Origin of the sequence: Ktedonospora formicarum, from assembly GCF_016587355.1 — a bacterium.
Classification (GTDB): Bacteria; Chloroflexota; Ktedonobacteria; order Ktedonobacterales; family Ktedonobacteraceae; genus Ktedonobacter; species Ktedonobacter formicarum.
The window spans coordinates 391,154-410,043 of sequence record NZ_BNJF01000002.1 but is presented as its reverse complement, the minus strand read 5'-3'; the positions used below and the strand labels follow the sequence as shown (position 1 = coordinate 410,043).

The following is an 18,890-nucleotide window of genomic DNA, read 5'->3' as shown; positions in this document are numbered from 1 at the left end:
AATAGCCATCGCCCGATGAACGTGCCGAAATAAGCTCATTGAACGAAAGAAGCTGATCTAATGTGCTTTATTCTAGCACATAGACTGCTTATTCTCAGAAGACTATCAGCAGATTGTCGTTAAGCAAGCAAGTACTAAGCTTCAAACAGGTCAAGGACCAATGTATTACGTTGATACCCTCTCAACATGGATATGCCTGCCCCTCGCTAATTTTAGAGCTTCTCCATCTGTAGGGAAGACAGCGAAAGGTTCTCGTTGCCTTGCATTTTCTAAATCCCCATGATATTCTCATATTAAAGAACGTTCTAAATTTTTGTAACGAATGGCGATTTTATGACGAGAGCTGACTTGATTCTCCATCCGGTTAGGATGCGCGTAATTCTCGCTTTAAACAACCGAACACTAACACCCAAACAACTTGCCTCTGATTTGAAAGATGTGGCTCCGGCAACCCTTTACCATCATCTCAACCTGCTCACTAATGCAGGAATTACTCAGGTCGTTGAAGAGCGTCTTGTCCGTGGCACCTTACGCGAAAAGGTCTACACGCTCTCTGAAACCTCAACGTTTCTAAGCCCTGATGAGCTCGCTTGTGCCTCCAAAGACGAGTTGATGCAATACTTTCTCACCTTTGTCATGAAGATCATTGGTGATCATGCTCGTTACCTCGATCTCAAAGAAGGCAACTATTATACAGATGCCGGATATCACCAGCTCGCCATCTACTTAAGCGATAAAGAGTTTGTCCAATTTAGCCAGGAGCTCAACACTACCTTGTTGCCCTGGCTCAAACAAGGACCTGCCCCTGATCGCCGTCGACGTCTGCTTACCACCATTCTCCTTCCCGAATTGGAAGGAGAATGACCCGAAAACGATGAGAACGAATCCATCAGCATCTCTTGAACGACAGAAATGAGGCGACAGTATGTTTGGTTTCTCCTGGTTTGAATTTGCTCTGTTGTGTGGCGCAGCGTTGTTGGGCATCGCTTGTGTCATGCCCTATACGCTAGAGCTGACTCGCGATACATTCAAAAAGGCGCAAGAACGGATGCGCCAGCCAATGTGGGTGCTCGTGCTGCTTCAGAGTGCGCAGAGCTTCGTCCTGCTGGCAGCGGCAACTGGCCTGGGGTTGCTTATCGCGCATCATCTTGGTTTGGGTGCGCCTTTGCTAGAGGGGTTGCTGGCGGGCAATGCGGTAACAACTCAGGCAGAGGCGATTATCTTGCCAGCGCTGATCTTGGGGGCAATTCCTGCAGTGGTCCTGTTGCTTCTGGAAATCATGGTGTTCTGGCCTCGCCTGCCGGAAGTCATGCATACCTCGGTTCCAATCCCCGCCCTCTGGAAACGTTTCCTGGCATGCTTCTATGGTGGCATTGTTGAGGAGTTGCTGTGTCGCTTGTTTCTGCTCTCGCTCTTGTCCTGGCTCATTGGCTTTGTCTGGCATCTGCCCAATGGTAAGCCCGCATTGGAGGCCCTGTGGCTTGCTAACATCCTCGCTGCGGTCATCTTTGGTTTGGGTCATTTGCCAACTACCGCCGCGTTGGTCAAGCTAACTCCTTTGTTGATTGTTCGGGCCATTCTTCTCAACGGCATTGTGGGAGTCGCTTTCGGCTATCTCTTCTGGCAATATGGTCTGGAAGCAGCAATGCTGGCTCACTTCACTGCCGATGTTGTGCTGCATATCATTGGAGACTCCATTGCTAAAGTAATACGTGCGGCGGAGGCAAGAGCGCGTGGGGAAGTCGGAGTTCCCCAAAAATGAGCAACTTATGTTGATATATCTCAAGCCTGCCATGCATTTCACAGGCGTTGACTTCCCGTGTCACTCACGGTAATTCTTGTATTCTGCCAGCCGTACGAGGACTGCTGTCATGTCAGTGATAGAGCCGCAGTCCTCACATTTCCTCTCCCAGGTCAATCTTACCTACCTGCCGCTGCCTACGAGGCTTTCAATGTGATAGCGCCAATACGCTGTCCCTGCGAAGATGTCAATACCTTCACGACAATAGACAAACGCCCTCTTGCGAGAGCTAACTGGCTTCTTCAATTCCTTATCATTCCACTCACCATATATGATTTGTCTCCCTAACGAACGAGAAGAAATCGAATGTCAGAGCATTTCTAGATTCTGAGAGAAAAATTGGTCATTTGACTCTTCCATTCACTCCGGATTCCTGATAGAATGAATATTAACTTAGGATTATTCAAGCGGCGGCATAATAATGGGGCAATGGAGGTATAGCATGGGGAAAAGGAGATAAACAAGTATCTGGATGCAACGCATCTCTCTCTTCTGCTCATCAGTAGATGTTTCATTGTATTTGACTACAGCTATAGTGTTGAGATGAAACACGCAATGGTGCGATATGAACGGGAGATGCGCGTGTGATAAGAGCATTCTTCGCCCTGCCTAGTGCTAGGAGCGGAATCTGTTATTGATGAAGGGGGAGCCCCAATGCCCAAACCATTTAATGTGTTTATCTCTTATTCACATGATGATATTGAATTGCGGAAGGAACTGGAAAAGCATCTAAAAATCCTTCAGAGACGAAATATTATCAATGTGTGGACGGACAGTGATATTAGTCCAGGGGCTAAATGGGAAGCAAAAATTGAAGAAAAATTGAATACTGCCCAAATTATTCTCCTCCTTATCAGTTCCTCATTCATGGCTTCTCCATTTTGCTGGAGCAAAGAGATGATCAGAGCAATGGAGCGGCATGAAGCAAACACCGCGCGCGTGATTCCAATTATTGTACGTTCGACTATGTGGGATGGAGCTCCATTTAGTACGTTGCAGGCGCTACCACTAGATGCGGAGAATCGCCCTAAGCCTGTGATGTCCTGGTTAGTAGAACAGCGTGATGAAGCCTGGACAAATATTGTTGAAGGCATTTATGGCGTAGCCAACGATCTAGAGCAGAAAGAGCAGATTGCTCGTACTTCTAGAAAACAAAAACAACACCAAGCGCCTCCACGTCCTTCAACCAGACAATTGAAACTCTTTCTCGCCTCAACCCCAGATGCTGTTGAGGAACAGCAGATTGTTCGCCATGTTGTTCAGCAACTCAATCAGGATGAGAGTTTTGGATCGCTTGTTCAGATCTCTTCTGTCATCTCCAATTCAGATACAAAGGACATTCAGCGAGCACAACAACTGCTGAAACCATCGGCCTGCGATATTGTTGTCGTTATTTGTGGATCACAGATGGGTGCACCGCTCCCTCGTGATATTGTGCGAGACGATGGGACTTACTTTGATTCATTAATTGAGTGGGAATACGAAGATGCTGCTCGTGCTGCGAAACAGCGATCTGGACACCCAGCAATTTTTGTCTATCGCAGTAACCAGCAAGTTCAGATGCGGCTTGATGATCTTTATAGGCACATGGAGCAATTGCATAAGAATATCCGCTTTTTTACCCGTTTTGAGATAGGCGATGAGATAGATACTATCCCACAGGAGGATAGATATTACCCTTATCACCATTTGCAAGAATTTGCTTTTTTACTTGAAGATCATATTGGTTCAGCAATGTTGACATTGCTGGAAGAAAATCTAGCTTCTCAGACTGAACAATCATCTGCTCCCGAATTGGCGATTCTAGACAATGGTGAAGATGTTCTTCAATCTTACTTAAACTGGCTGATTAATCGACATAGCGAATTGGAACTCCGTGGCCTTGGTGGTGATATGCGCTTGCCAACAATTCCACTGGAGAAAGTCTATGTGGCATTGAAAGGCCATCGTGCAACAAGCTACGAGCGTGAACAATCACAGGAACTGTTGCGTGCGGAGACAGCTGATCTGCTAGCTCACCTCAAGAAGGAACTTTCACCTTCTGAGATTGCGCTGGTGATGCATCATGCAGAACGCCAGGCTATTATTATCAACCCTTTTATGCCCTCGATGGTTGAGCGTGATCGCCCAAATGAGGCGACCAATGTTTCTGAAAAAAAATCTCCTCTCATCACCCTTGGCGATGCATTTCAGCAGGAGCGTTGGATGGTTATTCTTGGCGATCCTGGTAGTGGGAAGACAACGCTTGCCCGCTGGATTGCGTTGAATTTGGCTCTGGCGTGTGAGAGGGGTGATGCTTCAGTTGTGGTTCCAGCCTATCAGGTTGATCCAAAGATTGAGGCATCTGATACAACGAAGATCAATATCGGTCCGGCTCGGCTCCCGGTCTTAGTACGAGTCTCAGAGTTTGCTGAAGCTTATCAGAAGGCACGTAAGAATCTGGAGACACTCTCGCTGGCAGATTTTCTGGGCTATCATACATGGCTTGGGCAGGCACCCGATCTCCCCAAATCAAAACTCAATGCCTTGATCAAATATCATCTACGGGAAGGGAAAGCTGTCATTATCCTTGATGGCATGGATGAAATTACCGTTGCTAACCAGCGCGATGATATTGTGCGTGCTATCGAAATTTTTATTGACGATTGGATCAATGCTTGCGGAAAAAATATTTCGGCAAACAAAAAATCTGCCCTCTGGGAGCGATTAGCCAAAGAAGTGCCAGCTAAAACGGGAGGCAATCAGATTCTTATTACCAGCCGTATCGTTGGCTATCATGTCAGACCTATTACCGGGCAGGTCGCACATGTTACTGTTCAGCCTATGGAGCAGGTCGCGGTTGAACATTTCTGTGATGCCTGGACGTTGGCAACCAGCCAGATCCTGTTCCATTATGAAGAGGCTGAAGCTAGAAAGATGAGGGCCCAACAAGAAGCTGAAGGGCTGAAAAGAGCGATCTATGACCCACAGCGTCCACGTGTACGAGAGCTAGCCAGCAACCCGCTGTTGATTACTATTTTGGCTCTAGTCTATCGTAAAAATCAGCAACGGCTTCCAGAGCAACGTGTAGAGTTATATAGCAAGGCATTAGATATTCTGATCGAAGAAGGTTGGCGTATTACTGATCATGGGAGTGGCCTGACCAAGCCGGAAATAACCCATGTCTTATCGCCTGTTGCTGCTCGTATCCATCAATCGTCATCGAATGGGTCAATTGAAGAGAGTGATCTCAAGGAGATTATTACTATAGCGTTGGCTCAGTATCGACGAGAAGATATCAATCATCTTCCACCTTCATTTGAGTTAGAGGTTGATGCTTTTCTTCGTCGTATCCGTGAGGATGTGGGCCTGCTCTCGGAAAGAAGCAATGGGCTTTATGGCTTTTTGCATCTAACATTTCAGGAATATCTGGCGGCTCTCAACCTGATCCGCGAAAAGAATCATGCTTCCTCTGCGGCACAGGCTATTCGTGAAAAGCTGGATGATCCACGCTGGCGCGAACCAATTCTGATGGCATTGGGACAGGTCAGTATGGATTGGGGCTCTAACGCACGCCAGCGGCTTCTGACCGCGCTGCTCAAGGCCGATGATTCGTTGGGCAATCTTATTCCACGGAGTGCGTTATTGATTGTATCTGCTATTCCTGAAATGGCTCAGGTCTCTGAAGATATTGTCCGTGATATTATCCAGCGCTTGTTGACAAGTTATGCCGATCGGGAGGGGGCTGGACAGTTTTCAACATTACGCGAGAGCATCTCACGTAGCCTCAAAACTCTCTATAGCGAGCCTCATCAACAACTATTCGAGGAGTACCTTGAAACAGCTATTCTCAATATTCAGACCGGTCAAAAAGAATTAGGTCTGGCAGCAGCCTCCCTGGTTGCTGAGAATCAATGGTATAGTGAGGCGCTTCTTCGGGCGTTAATTCGAGCCTATCCTTATGATGATGTTGAGTGGGGGTATCCCAGCACTCGAATTTTGATTCACCAGCAGCATGATCTTCCCGTTTCTTCCGAGACCCTGCCAATGCGTAAAGCATTGACTGCCGAACCTACACTTGTTTCTTTTATCCAAAGTAATCTTCTCTGGCTACGTTTGATGGTCCTCCTGTATGGGGGGATCTCTGATGAAGGTCTGGCGACACATCTCCTTCAGAAAGATGATCTGGTTTTCCTTTTTCCGTTGGAAGAAACTGAAAAACAACAACATTTTGAGTGGCTGAAAACCCGTGAGTACTGGAGAGAAGAGTGGAGTCGAGATGATATAAATGAATTTACTCGCCAAATTGCTGTCTATCTTGATACAGAATGTGTGTGGCAGGCAGAGCAAGCGCGGAAGCATATACCCAGGTTTACTCCTCAGGCGATAATCAATGACTCACCCTTAACAGGGATGTTTCTTGGTGCATTGCGCCAGAGGCAGACTCCCCAGGCGCTCAAAAGGAGGCTCTGGCGTGAATGGCATTATGCTCATCAGCATGTACAGCGCGCTCATGCCCTGCTCGCTTTGTTGATCATTGATACACAGCCAGCCATCAAAACGCTGACGGATAGCTTCCACAATAGCGCCACCCTGCCTCTGGCAACTCTGGTGCTGAATCAGTTACGACAACGGAAGCAGAGTTTGTATGATACTCTCATTCTTTTTGGGAAAAAAGAGCAGATTGGTCAAACGCTCCTTCCAGTGGAAAGCCTTCTTCCAACAGATCAATTGGGGGATGTGGTAGATCTCTTTTACCGTACATTTGCTTCAGTTTTACCTCGACCGGTGCATTATGATCAGATACTTCTTGACAAAGCACCATTGCTTCCTCGGCTAAATGCAGAAATCTGGGCAGATTGGCTATCTGGTTTAACGGGTGATGAGCCGCTTTATAGCTTTGCGGTTATTCTAGATACTTTGGGAAAAACGCTTCGCTCAGCATCTGCCCTTATAAATATGCAGTTTGCTCGCAATCGTAAGTATAATGAACATTCCCGCTTGCAGCCTATTGCTATTCCACCGATCTTTGATACGGATGACGATATTGTGGGTGATGCCCTGACAGTTGCTCACCAGAGTAGCTCTGAGTACATGAAATACCTGTTCTATACAGGGATGATTCTCTTTACAGGTGTCGAGTACCAGGCTCATTCCGATTTGTTGACCGATGCCTTAGTGACCACACTGTTGCTTCCCCTTACGTTTCAGCCGCTTGTTCTTCAATTCCTGGACCCCACACTGGCATCCTTACCTCCGAATGAATTTCTCTCCCAGATAGTCAAGCGCGTACTCGCCATAAGCGATCCTGTTATACGTTCGCGTGCCTTCTGGCGGTTGTCTCGCTATGCCTACTATTGGCAAGATCTTGATTTTCGCGCCCTTGCTATTGAGGCGGCGGAGCAGATCACTGATCCACTGCGCCGTTCTTATGCCTTTGAACGGCTGATACAATCTGTGCCGATGCTTCAACAAGAACAGATAAAAAATCAAGCACTTGATGCTGCCAGAAATATCGATGATCCAAATAACTATGCACGAGCGTTGGTACGGCTGGCCCTCTATGAAAATAGCACCAAACGTTGGTCAATGATGTCTCAGGCGTTGTTGGCGATAAAAAAGATACATAATGAACCACAATTAGCGGAGACGCTTCTGCTGCTATCTCCCTATTTAGAGGAAAATGGGCAATTTGTTCAGCAAAAGGCGGAGATTATTCACTCTTTGCGTGGTGAATGGTATCGTGCGAAAAGCCAAGGTCTTTTATCCACTCAATTATTGGCATTGCATGACCATCTCCATGAGGCAGAAATTCAGACACCAATCATTGTAGCTGCGTTTATTGATGATCTGCTCTCTCTAAAACCAGATCAAACCAGTACCGATGATCTCTGGCGTCAGCTGTTGGAAGAAGATCGACAAGCACAGGCCATCTCAGCTTTGCTCAAAGTGGCGGCTGCCAATGGACTCGATGGTCTTGCCTTGACTTCAACTGTTGTTGATGTCATTCATTCTCTGCTGGAAACGCAGGAGATATCCGTTATGTATCCCTTGCTTCCCTATTTGCATAGTGTCGAACCTTCGCTTTTATCATCTCTAAGCTTATGGGTAGAAAATCCTCCAGATCAGATGGTCTGGGCTTATGCTGGTTTGCTTTTGGCTGAAGCCGGTCAGCTAAACACAAGTACTGTTCCTTGTCTAATAGATCTGATTGAGTATGGAAGTGATATTGGGCGCTATCGAGCGAATATTGTTCTGCATAGCTCACAGGTCTATGTGCAGAAGCGACAACGTGATTACCGCACATCGCAACTTGGGTTGGATGTGCTCTTACGAATTGCTCAGGAACAGAAACGGCTGTACTCTGAAAATAGATCTGTTTCCACATCTATCAGTTGGATTTGCTATAACGTGGTTCATGATGATGTCACTATCTTTCAACAATTGATTGAGTATGTGAATACCAATGAGGAGGGGGAAGGCGGAGTCTCTTCTCTGTTACGCAACATATCGTATTGCTCCTTAGATGTTCTGGAAGCGCTCATTCAACATCTTGAGCATGGGCAGGGAAAAACGCAAAAACTGCTTCTGCACTCATGGATACGTTTAAATAACTATCATTTTAAACGTGATATCACGGAAGAGATGGAAAAGCGTGTTATAGAAGCGATATCACATTATCCTCCTTCTTATCTGGATGGTTTCAAGTATATTCCTGATCGCCTCGCCACTATCTTGCAACTGCTCGTTGAAGTCAGTCTACTGCTTGAAGAAGAAACATTGCCTCAAAATGAGATTATTTTTCTCTTAAATCAGAAGCTTTCCGCATGTGCGTTGAGTTTGCCAGCATCCTCAGTAGAAGAGATAAGTGGTGCATCCCTCTATAACCTGGCATTTGACCCCGCTAGAGTCATCAATGTAGCACGCGCTATTAGCGAAAACAGTCAATTACTCGAGCTTTTGTTTATGTGGTTAACGTCTTCGCTTCAAGAGGACCTTGATGATCAACCGGATACCTATTATCGCACATCGACACTTCTGGAAATTGCGGGAAAAGTGGCTCAATTTTCACCGGCTGCTGTGATTAATTTGATCTCTAAGCATCAGCTGGGGCCAACGCTTGTGCAAGCAATTATGTATCATGTCCCATTTTGGGGGAAAGCTGGCGCCGCCCAACTTCTTGGTTATATACACCATATGCCAGCCTCATTCAACGATGCATTCTTGAGCGCTCTGCATGATGTTGCTGAGGTGCAGACTGCGGTTGTACAAACGGTAGAAAATTTGCGCTATATCAACGAGCGTGTCACATCAAAATGTATTGATCTTTTGACGCATCCAAGTGCTTCGGTTGTGTATACTGTCGCCAAACTTCTGGTAAGTATTGCAGGCGATGAAAAAACTCCACAGAACCAGCGCCAACGAATAGTAAAGGCGCTCAACACGATCATCGAGCAGCCAGATTCACTTCGCCCAATTTTTATCCTGGAAAAGGATATTGGAAAGATTTTAATACGCAATGTAGGGCGCTTAGATCAACAGTTGTATAATGATGTAATTTCGATTATAGGATTACTATAAATGCGTGTGATAAGAGTCATTCTGTGTTTTGAAAGGTTGGGAGCTCTTCCATGAAAAAATTTACAATTCCTTGCGATTTTGGTAGGGAGCGACGTCTGATAGATATCTATATTGGGAGCCCTGGGGCGAAAGCTCATCCACTTGAATATCAGGCCAAGTGGCTTTCAAGCATAGGTGGTACTATTTCATCTGAAATTATGGATAGTTTCCAAAAGTTGCACGCGATTGCGCTCGAAAATGGCGTTTCTTTTGAGGAACTATGTGTGTATGCGCTTGGAACGACCTCTGACAATGTGCCAGGGGAAGCACAGAAAGATGAGCAGTAATGCGACTGAGAAGAGGTTTATATGAAAAAGTTTACGATTCCTTGTGATTTTGCTGAAGCAAAGGCTCCTTTTAATATTTATATTGGTGAGCCATCGCCCAAATTCCATCCTCTGCAATTTCAGCACCTCTGGCTCCAGGAAGAAAGAGGCGGCTCCATTCCATCTGAAATTATGGATAGTTTCCAAAAATTGCATGCGATTGCGCTCGAAAATGGCGCTTCTTTTGAGGAATTGTGTGTGTATGCGCTTGGAACGACCTCTGAAAAAGCGTCGGGGGAGGCAAAGAAGGATGAACAGTAATGTTTGATCGTATACTATTGATTAACCTGGTAGATACACATAAGAAGACGTTAACAGATAGCTTACAGTACGTCTTCCGAAAATCCCTCCTCTCAACGTCATCATGAGTGGAAAATGAGCTTCGCGGGGACAAGGGAAGCATCCAAATGGGGGCACTTACATAGGCAAGGTGGAGCTCATCTCTCTGTATCTTGCCGTATCTAGTGAGAGTGTGATCGATCCGAAAAAAGGATCTTGTAAGTTCTGTTGGCCTGACACTGACAATCAAACATATTCCTTCTCCTGCGTATCCTCTCTCCGCCGAGACAGGCTTGCTCTCTAGAGTGTCTTTGGCTTTGGAATATTATGCTCTTCTATTTTTAATTGATGTATAACCGTGTATCCATTTGCTTTAAACCATCCGTGTACTTATATCATAGAAGCTTCGATCCCTAGCTTAAAAAGGATGTGTGGCTATCATGATGTTATAGATAAATAGAACGACTTTGTGTAAGACAGCTTGAATGACGTCTACGAATCATGAAGCGCTACCTGGATAATCTTCTCAGGATTCTATATCGGTAGTGCGTTTAGTTCTGGCATGATGACCTATTCTTTTGGATAGGTGTTCGTCTCGAAAGGTGGAAAGAAACATGGATCTTGAAGATTACTTAGAGCCAGAAGTAGCTGTTACCGCTGTGGTTGCTGCAACTGTCTTTTCACCACGTGCCCGCCAATTTCTACGTCGGGGGGCTGTCTATAGTGCAGTAGGCGCGTTGGCAGCTGGTGAAGCGCTTAGTACATTCTTCCGTGGATTTGGTCAGGGCCTCAAACAGGCTGATCGAGAAAATAGTCCAGCTGATGCGACAACTTCTCCTCAATCACATGAAGGAAGTCCCGCATCTCTAGCCGGAGGGCAGGAGCGATGAATGAGTCTCAGCAACAGCCAGACAATCTGACAGAAGCAGAACGAGGTGGTAGTCGAGCCGAACGGCTAGGGCATCAACTAGGTTTCGCAATTGGTCGTATGCGTCAACAAATTCAACATGTGATCTCTGACCAACATCCAGGAGAAGCTCATGAAAATCGGGACGCTGGAGAGCAACATACCAATAGACCCGATGAAGCAGGGAGCATTGCAAGTTCTCCCAGGACGCACCGGGCTGAGGAAATTGTAGATGAAGCTGGTCATCGTCTGAGTGTTGCAGCTTCACGTACCGGAGCGCAGTTACAAAAAGCTACCGCACGTGCGCGGGAGGAGGCGGAAGATATTCTGGCAGAAGCGCGCTATCTGCGCCATCGGCCAGCTAATAAACCTGAATCAGGCAATCAGGCTCCATCTCATACGCATGAGAGGCCAGATAGATAGTGGGGCTGAGGGGTAAATATGCCTCCTGGGTGTTTGCTCCTCAGCCGTATTAGGATCACTCGCTTTTCTTTTGGATGATGAGTTTCCTTTAGAGGCTATCTGATTCAAGGAACGCTATGAATATTGCTCTTGCAGAGGAATCTCAAATTGTTCATTCTTTGCCGGGACGTTTGCGTGTACACTTACCCCATTTTATGGATAGCAATCTGCGCCCTCTGGAAGTATACCTGCACCAGTTGGAGGGTATTCAAGGGATACGGGCCAACACTTCCACGCAAAATGTGCTTATCCTTTACGATCCCGCATTGCTTGATGAGCAAGCGATACTTGCTTCCCTAGCCCAATTTGATCTACACCAGATGGATAAAGAGTCTGGTGTCGAAAAAAACACACGCTCTCCCTCCATCTACCATGAGAAAACTGGGGAGACAAAGCGAGTGCATATTACTGTGCGCGGACTCAATCGTGATCCCCATGTTGCCAATAGCGTGCTAGAGGTACTTGCCAAATATCCAAACATTCACGCGCGCTTGCACTTGCTGACGGGACGTGTGCTGATAGAATATGCGGAACATCAAACACTGTTTGATGATCTGATCTCGGAGATCTCGGATGTAGAGCTTCCCGAATTACCAGATGAGGATCGTCCTTCCTATCCATTGGATCCTGGGCCTCTTGTGCAAAGTGTTATCCGTACAATTGGTTCGATAGCGGGGGGCAGTGTTCTCGCCTTTCGCTCTCTCTTTGGTATGACTGAGCCTCTTCCAGGAACGACAAGCGCTATACATATTGCCAGCGTAATCAGCATATTGCAGGGAATTCCTCCCCTTCGTCACGGACTACGTAAGCTTGTTGGACGCACCACCGGGGATCTGCTTTTAAACATCCCAAGTATTATTACTCTCACGCTTGGCAATAGCGCATTGGGCCTGGTCACTATTGGTTGCGAATCGTTGCGCCTGTTGACGGAGGTGTATAGGCGCCGTGGAGCCTGGCATCGCTACGAAGAGCAGGAGGCTGCCGAACCTATCTTGAGCCCTGGTACAATGCTTCAATTAGCATCTGGTGAGAAAGTACCGCTTGTCTCTCAGGTTCTTGAGGGCTCTGGCATAGGAATTCTGCGTGAAGGTATTCCGTTGTCGATTACATCGGGAAGCACCCTGCCTCCTGGTTGTCAGCTCTATGGAGGCCCTTTTCTTATCCAGATCCAGCACGCGCCCTCATTTCAAGCTTTTCAGCCTAAGCCACATCCGGTTCCACCTGCACTTTCTCCTTATGACCGTTATTTTCAAATCCTTGCTCCTCTCTCATTACTCTATGCCGCTGGGACTGCCATATTGACGCGTTCTTTTAGTCAGACGCTGGCTTCACTCGTTCTCGTCAATGCTCGGCCTGCGGTGGCTGGCGCGGAAAATGCCGATCTCGCTGCCTCAACCTATGTGCTCAATTCAGGTGTGGTGGTGGTGGGAACACGTAAGCATCGGACTATCTGCCTCCCTCAGATGGTAATGTTGGATGGGGCGCGGGTTTTGACAGATGGTTTAGAGCTAGCTGATATATTCTCACTTTCGGATGAGATCAGCACCAATGATCTGCTTACGCTCGCCGCAAATATGTCGTCGGCAGCGGGTTCACCTTGGGGTTCTGTGTTCAAACAACGCGGCCCCGTTCAGGTCTCCCTGGCTCGCTTTGATGGGAGTACAATTCAGGCTTTGACACCGCAGGGATGGTATAAGTTTGGCCCTATACATGATTTTTCCCGTATTCCAGACGCCTTTAGACAGCGACATCGCGGAGCTATGCTTCTGGCTTTGTATTATGAGCAGTCGCAGGGACGCTCTGAGCAACTGCTTGGAGTGCTGGCTCTGCGTCCTCGATTAGTACCAGATATCCCGCCTCTCGTGCGGATTTGTAAATCTCTGGGTGTCGAGTTGCTGATCCTTACCAGTGAGTCTCATGAGATAACACAAGCCATAGCCAGGCGCGCCGAAATTCCGTTATGCCTGAAAGATGATGTGCTTGCATTCATTCGGGAGAAACAAGCTCAGGGGGCACGCGTGGCCTTTGTTTCAGACAATGCAGATACAGCGGCAGCTTTCGATGCGTGTGACCTGGCAATTGGGTTGATGGGTGGACAGAAGCGCTTCTACGCGCAGGCTGATTTGCTGGCACCTGATTTCCAGGCCCTTACCGCGATTATCATTGCAGGCGCGAAGCGAGAGGCAACAGCACGCGATTCTCTCATTCTCTCGTGCCTCTCCAATATCGTTGGCATCTTTTGGGGATGGCGTGGTGCGCCCGGGATCATGGTAGCTTCTCGTGTGGTCTATCTAGCGACACTCAGCACTCTTGCTGAAGGCTGGCTTCGCTTTAGAGGCCCAAAGCGTGCAGTGTCATCGCTTTCACGGCTCTCTGATCCTCATCCCGAGCGTTGGGGGCAGCAGAGCATTGAGCAAGTAATGCAAAGTCTGCACAGCAGTAAGGGAGGACTCACTAGTAAAGAGGCCACATTACGTCAGCACCATGTATCTCCTCATACTCAACGTAACAGGCTACTTCTGGCGGCTCTTGATCAACTTCGTTCTCCCCTTAACGTTATCCTTGGGGCTGGTGCCATCTTCTCTCTCCTGCTGGGGGCTGGTGCTGATGTTGGCATTATTGGCGCAACCATTCTGGCAAATGTTGGAATAGGCATCTGGCAAGAACATAAATCTGACAAGATGGCGCAATCTCTTCAACGCCTGGGAAGTACAAATGCTCATATCTTGCGCGATGGACGTATCGCAAGCATTTCTGCAAATGAAGTGGTAACTGGTGACATTCTTTCTCTGGCTCCAGGTGATCGTATCGCTGCGGACGCACGCGTTATTGAGGCGCAAGGGCTGGAAGTGGATGAAGCACTCCTCACAGGCGAATCGTTTCCAGTGGAAAAGCACGCGACTGAAGGCACAGAGAACACTCGTATTGTGCTCGCAGGCAGCGACGTGACGACTGGTACAGGGAAAGCTCTTGTTGTTGCAGTTGGTGATCAAACACGTATGGGGGGAACTACTGTAGCTCTGGCGGCGGACGAAACTGAGCAAAGCCCTCTGGGTACGAGGCTTGCACGTATGCTTCAAGTTTTATTGCCTGTCTCTATTCTAGGTGGAGGATTCGTCATTGTCACTGGTCTTGTGTGGGGGCAACCACTAAAATTCCTGCTAGCGACGGGCGCATCAATTGCCCTGGCAGGTGTGCCCGAAGGTTTGCCTTTGCTTGCTAAGGTGGGAGAGGCTGGAGTTGCCCACCGTTTAGAGAACCGTGATGCGCTTGTAAGGCGTCTCTCCGCTGTAGAAGCATTGGGGCGCGTAGATACTGTATGTACAGATAAAACAGGCACTCTAACCAAAGGGCAGCTTGAACTCAGCATGGTCGCGGATGCCACAAAAGATGCGAATCTGCTAGAAGAGTTATCTCGATCTCATAGATATGTGCTTACAGTTGCAGCTTTGGCCTGCCCTCACCCCAATGCACCCGATGCCAGAGCACATCCAACGGATTACGCTATTATTGAGGGGGCATTGAGCGCTGGACTGGCGAGGCAAATCTGTGTGGCTCATGATGATGAACTGGCTTTTGACCCTGTTCGTTCTTTCTCTGCGACCCTTGCCCAGGGACGCATACATCTCAAAGGAGCACCTGAAGCCCTTCTGGCTCGCTGTACATGGGTCTATGTCAAAGGTTTGAAACTTAAGCTGAATGAAACTCGGCGTCATGCGCTCTTAGAGAGAGCACATGTGTATGCTAGACGCGGCCTGCGTGTCCTCATGGTCGCAGAGAGTTCTGTCACCACTTCCATTGAAGATCCTCAAGCGCTTGTATGCCTGGGCTTCGTTGCTATTAGCGACCCTTTGCGCTCTACTGTACACAAAGCTGTTCACCGCTGTCAGGAAGCAGGTGTACGCGTTATGATGATTACTGGTGATCACCCTGCTACTGCCCGCGCTATCGCCGAGGAGGCTGGACTGTTCGATGGAGGCGAAATACTTACTGGAGAGGATGTGACTAGCCTCAGTAATGAAGAGCTTGGTGAGCGCTTGGAGCATGCTTCCATCATCGCCAGGACGACACCACTGAACAAATTGCGTATCATAGAATGCCTGCGTGAAAGAGGTCATACTGTTGCCATGACGGGCGATGGTGTGAACGATGCGCCTGCGTTACGCTTCGCGGATGTTGGTATGGCTATGGGAGTTGCGGGAACAGAGGTTGCTCGACAGACTGCTGATGTTGTGATTATGAATGATGACCTGTTGACCCTGGTTGAGTCATTTGTCGAAGGGCGCAGTTTCTGGCGTAACATTCGACGTGCTCTTGGTCTGTTACTTGGCGGGAACTTAGGCGAGCTTGGATTGGTTGTCGGGGCAAGTGCGTTGGGGTTGGGAATGCCTCTCACTGTACGTCAGATCCTTGCAATGAATGCCATTACGGATATTTTACCTGCTCTGGCTGTGGTATTACAGAAGCCGGAACATCGTCATCTTGCCGCTCTCAAACGCGAAGGGACTGCTGCGCTAGATCGGCCCTTGCGTAATGATATCTTGCGCCGTGCTCTCATTAGCTCCCTTCCCGCACTGGCTGCTTATGGGCTTACACTTCCTATCGGGCGTGCTGAGGCTCGTACAGTTGCCTTTGCCAGTATAGTGGCGACCCAGCTTACACAGGCGCTGGATATTGGCCGCTCTGAAGGGGTGCTGACCCGTCCTGTTCTGGGCGCTGTCGCTGGCTCAACAGCTCTTCTTATTGCGTCTTTGATTCTACCACCCTTGCGTGATCTGCTCCATTTTGTTACACCTTCTTTGGGAAGTTGGCTTATTCTGGGGGCCAGTGCTGCTAGTGCATTGCTTCTCAGCCGTCTCTGCGATTTCTGGTTGACTGAGCGTCAAAAACCACGCGAAGCAACATTGGTGCAGGAACATAGTGTCGTGTCGCCTAAGATACTATGATGTAGGTCTGTAACCCCCTTGTTCTTCATAGGTTGGGACGGTTTGTCAACAGATCGTCGTAATCGTCCTCTGCTGCCTATACATGAGATGGAATGCGGCATTCTGTGTAGAGGAAAATGACTTCTTTGTGACTGGGAAATCATGCACACAGCCCCTCAATACCCTCATTATGAGAGCATCGAGGGCTTCCGGATCACCACAATTCCTCAATGTCGTTGTATCTATTTCTCCCCTAGCATATTCTATTGCACTGATTAATTTTGTTGCCTTCAACTGCTGCCCCTTCTCGCCAGCGCACTGATTTAGAGGTTGGTGAAAGGCTCCTATCGCCCAGATCTCGCCTCCAGGTAATGTCGTATCTCTGCGATCACTCATTTTTTGAGAGGACCTGAGAGCGAAAGCGAGCACGCTCTATGACTAGCACAGCCTGCTCCAGAAAAGTCCAGAAAAAGGTAGCTTGTTGTTCGGTTCCCTGTCGTTCGGTGGAAAGCCAGGAGATGCTGTGTTCCTGACGTAAGCAGAGTATTCCAAGAGTCTGTGTACCCGTTCTGAGGGGAATCAAACGCAAATTACCCTTCAGTGCGCCCGAAGCGGATACCTGTCTCTTGTGGTCATGGGTATTTTGCTGCCCCATGAGTTGCCTTGCGTGCGCCATCTCTTCAGGCAATAGCGTAAAATGCTCGATGCGAATAGGAGCTTCCGCCTGTACGGTGAGATTCCCCTGTTGATCAGGAAGTAGTAGCGCACATTCCTGCAGCCCCCAGGGCGCAAATACCCTGACAATGGCAAGCGCGATACTATCGAGCTGTTCTGATAATTGCTCGGTACTGTTTATTACTTGACTCGCCTCATAGAGGATCCGTGCCTCACGTTCGCGACGCCAGGATTCTTGTGTGCTTTTGCGCATAAGGGATGCAAGCTGACTCGTGAGGAACGCCGTCACCAAAAAGACAATCAATGCCAGCCACTCTTCCCAGCGAAAGATGGTAAAGCTATACAATGGAGGGACGAGTAGGTAGTCGAAGGAAAACACTGCTACCAGGGCAGCCAAAATGGCCGCGTAGCGACCTCGTGTGCAGGCGAGCGCCAGAATAAGAGGTAAGTAGAGTATAGAGATATTGGGGATGGTGGGATACAGGTGAAACACATAGATAAGGAGCGTACAGATGAGAGCTCCTCCTATTGCCAGCAAGCTGTCAACGAGATACTGGGGCCAGTTTCTTCCCATGTGGATTGGAACTTGCGGGATCTGTTGTATTGCTTGCATGATGACCTCCTTGTATCTCAATGTCGCGTTCATAAAAGCTCGCGCGAACAATATTCGTGTAATCTTGGCGGTAAGACGACATTATTATGCAGATGGTTATTTGCTCTCTTTGCCTACACACTCTATCTCATTGAATATCAAAAAAGAGTATAGAAGTTGGCATTACCGCTAAAAAAGATATCAAGAATGTCCAGTGATGTATTCTTTTCAACGATCCTTTGTCCATGTCATACAAAGCCATCAAAAAAATCAGGAGAGGATACTGTAAAGTTTTTTGATCATCTTTTGAGCCCCTCCTGTATCCTTCATACAGTTTTTTGATGACTTGTGAGGTAAATTTAGAGCAAGAGCCAGGGGCAGAGTCTCTGACGAAATAACATGTGAAATGTTCTGTTGAGACAATCTGTAAGGAGTAATGTGAAGTGACAACTTCATCACTAGCAGTCAGTGAATGTACACTCTCTTCTACAACGCACGCAAATAAAAGCAGGCATACGTTCTCAAGCCTCAAAGGCAAAACGTTTGTCGTGAAATTGGGAGGAAGTACGCTAGAATATCAGCGTATGGTGTTACAGGATTGCATCTGCCTCCATGCGTTAGGCGCTAGTATTGTTCTAGCGCATGGTGGTGGACCTATGATTAATGAATGGCTCACAAAATTGCACATTCCCATTTGTTTCCAGCACGGATTGCGTGTCACCAATGCACAAACTCTGGAAGTTGTGCGTATGGTCCTGTGCGGTCAAATCAATCAAGAATTGGTGGCTATGGCAACTCTGCTTGGCGGGGATGTTGTTGGTCTTTGTGGAACTGACGGAAATATTGTTCAGGGGCATATCGCGGACGAAAGCCTGGGGTTTGTCGGGGAAATTGATGCTATCCATCCCATGCTGGTGCGGCAAGTCATCGATGATGGCTATATTCCTATTATCGCGCCGTTGGGACTGGCTCCGAATGGAAGTTGTCTAAATATGAACGCTGATCTGGTAGCTTCGCGTCTGGCTAGTGCCTTGCAAGCGTCTCGTCTCACATTTTTGAGCGACATAGATGGCATTTATGGCTCAGATGGTTCCCTCGTTGCAGAAATGAACGAGGCAGAGGCACAAACCCTGATCGAGCGAGGTATTATCACAAATGGTATGATCCCCAAGGTGAATGCGTGCCTCCATGCCCTGGAAGATGTTCCTTGCGTCCAGATTGCCAATGGCCGTACCCCACATGTGTTGCTGCATACATTGGAAGATCTCCCACTCGGGACCAGATTTGTACATTAGACAATGCGAGCTGACTCTCTATTGAGAGA

Annotated in this window: 10 protein-coding genes; 9 read left to right on the top strand and 1 reads right to left on the bottom strand. The window is 47.9% G+C overall.

Going from position 1 to position 18,890, the window contains the following annotated elements:
• The first annotated feature begins 333 nt into the window (after positions 1 to 333).
• The 8 genes from K3T82_RS20825 (at position 334) to K3T82_RS20790 (ending at position 16,320) form a co-directional block, all read left to right on the top strand.
• On the top strand, positions 334 to 864 hold the full coding sequence (locus tag K3T82_RS20825; protein ID WP_220195473.1) for a helix-turn-helix domain-containing protein: 531 nt from the start codon (positions 334 to 336) through the stop codon (positions 862 to 864).
• Between the two features lie 61 nt (positions 865 to 925).
• Positions 926 to 1,762, top strand: coding sequence for a CPBP family glutamic-type intramembrane protease (locus K3T82_RS20820; RefSeq protein ID WP_220195472.1), 837 nt, complete (start codon positions 926 to 928; stop codon positions 1,760 to 1,762).
• Between the two features lie 693 nt (positions 1,763 to 2,455).
• Positions 2,456 to 9,361, top strand: a complete 6,906-nt coding sequence (locus K3T82_RS20815) for a TIR domain-containing protein (protein ID WP_220195471.1) — start codon at positions 2,456 to 2,458, stop codon at positions 9,359 to 9,361.
• A gap of 50 nt (positions 9,362 to 9,411) precedes the next feature.
• Positions 9,412 to 9,687 (top strand): DUF2610 domain-containing protein, encoded by a 276-nt coding sequence (locus tag K3T82_RS20810; RefSeq protein WP_220195470.1) that lies wholly within the window; start codon positions 9,412 to 9,414, stop codon positions 9,685 to 9,687.
• 21 nt (positions 9,688 to 9,708) lie between these two features.
• Positions 9,709 to 9,987, top strand: a complete 279-nt coding sequence (locus tag K3T82_RS20805; protein ID WP_220195469.1) for a DUF2610 domain-containing protein — start codon at positions 9,709 to 9,711, stop codon at positions 9,985 to 9,987.
• 632 nt (positions 9,988 to 10,619) lie between these two features.
• Entirely contained in the window at positions 10,620 to 10,895 is a 276-nt protein-coding gene (locus K3T82_RS20800) for a hypothetical protein (RefSeq protein ID WP_220195468.1), read from the top strand.
• The gene (locus K3T82_RS20795) at positions 10,892 to 11,335 is read left to right on the top strand and encodes a hypothetical protein (RefSeq protein ID WP_220195467.1); all 444 of its coding nucleotides are present in this window, start codon (positions 10,892 to 10,894) and stop codon (positions 11,333 to 11,335) included. The genes K3T82_RS20800 and K3T82_RS20795 overlap by 4 nt, the downstream gene beginning before the upstream one ends.
• 116 nt (positions 11,336 to 11,451) lie before the next feature.
• Positions 11,452 to 16,320, top strand: coding sequence for a cation-translocating P-type ATPase (locus K3T82_RS20790; protein WP_220195466.1), 4,869 nt, complete (start codon positions 11,452 to 11,454; stop codon positions 16,318 to 16,320).
• Positions 16,321 to 16,687: 367 nt separating this feature from the next.
• Here the strand turns inward: K3T82_RS20790 and K3T82_RS20785 are convergent, their stop codons facing one another.
• Positions 16,688 to 17,587 carry a DUF4118 domain-containing protein gene (locus K3T82_RS20785; protein WP_220195465.1) on the bottom strand — a complete coding sequence of 300 codons (900 nt, stop codon included), beginning with the start codon at positions 17,585 to 17,587 and terminating at the stop codon, positions 16,688 to 16,690.
• A 422-nt stretch (positions 17,588 to 18,009) separates the two neighbouring features.
• Between K3T82_RS20785 and argB the strand changes: the two genes are divergently transcribed.
• Positions 18,010 to 18,861, top strand: coding sequence for an acetylglutamate kinase (argB, locus tag K3T82_RS20780; protein ID WP_220195464.1), 852 nt, complete (start codon positions 18,010 to 18,012; stop codon positions 18,859 to 18,861).
• The last annotated feature ends 29 nt before the right edge of the window (positions 18,862 to 18,890 follow it).

What these genes read in the sequence shown, in the direction of transcription:
- K3T82_RS20825 (WP_220195473.1), top strand. Translation starts at nt 334, where the DNA reads ATGACGAGAGCTGACTTGATTCTCCATCCGGTTAGGATGCGCGTAATT.
- K3T82_RS20820 (WP_220195472.1), top strand. Translation starts at nt 926, where the DNA reads ATGTTTGGTTTCTCCTGGTTTGAATTTGCTCTGTTGTGTGGCGCAGCG.
- K3T82_RS20815 (WP_220195471.1), top strand. Translation starts at nt 2,456, where the DNA reads ATGCCCAAACCATTTAATGTGTTTATCTCTTATTCACATGATGATATT.
- K3T82_RS20810 (WP_220195470.1), top strand. Translation starts at nt 9,412, where the DNA reads ATGAAAAAATTTACAATTCCTTGCGATTTTGGTAGGGAGCGACGTCTG.
- K3T82_RS20805 (WP_220195469.1), top strand. Translation starts at nt 9,709, where the DNA reads ATGAAAAAGTTTACGATTCCTTGTGATTTTGCTGAAGCAAAGGCTCCT.
- K3T82_RS20800 (WP_220195468.1), top strand. Translation starts at nt 10,620, where the DNA reads ATGGATCTTGAAGATTACTTAGAGCCAGAAGTAGCTGTTACCGCTGTG.
- K3T82_RS20795 (WP_220195467.1), top strand. Translation starts at nt 10,892, where the DNA reads ATGAATGAGTCTCAGCAACAGCCAGACAATCTGACAGAAGCAGAACGA.
- K3T82_RS20790 (WP_220195466.1), top strand. Translation starts at nt 11,452, where the DNA reads ATGAATATTGCTCTTGCAGAGGAATCTCAAATTGTTCATTCTTTGCCG.
- K3T82_RS20785 (WP_220195465.1), bottom strand. Translation starts at nt 17,587, where the DNA reads ATGCAAGCAATACAACAGATCCCGCAAGTTCCAATCCACATGGGAAGA.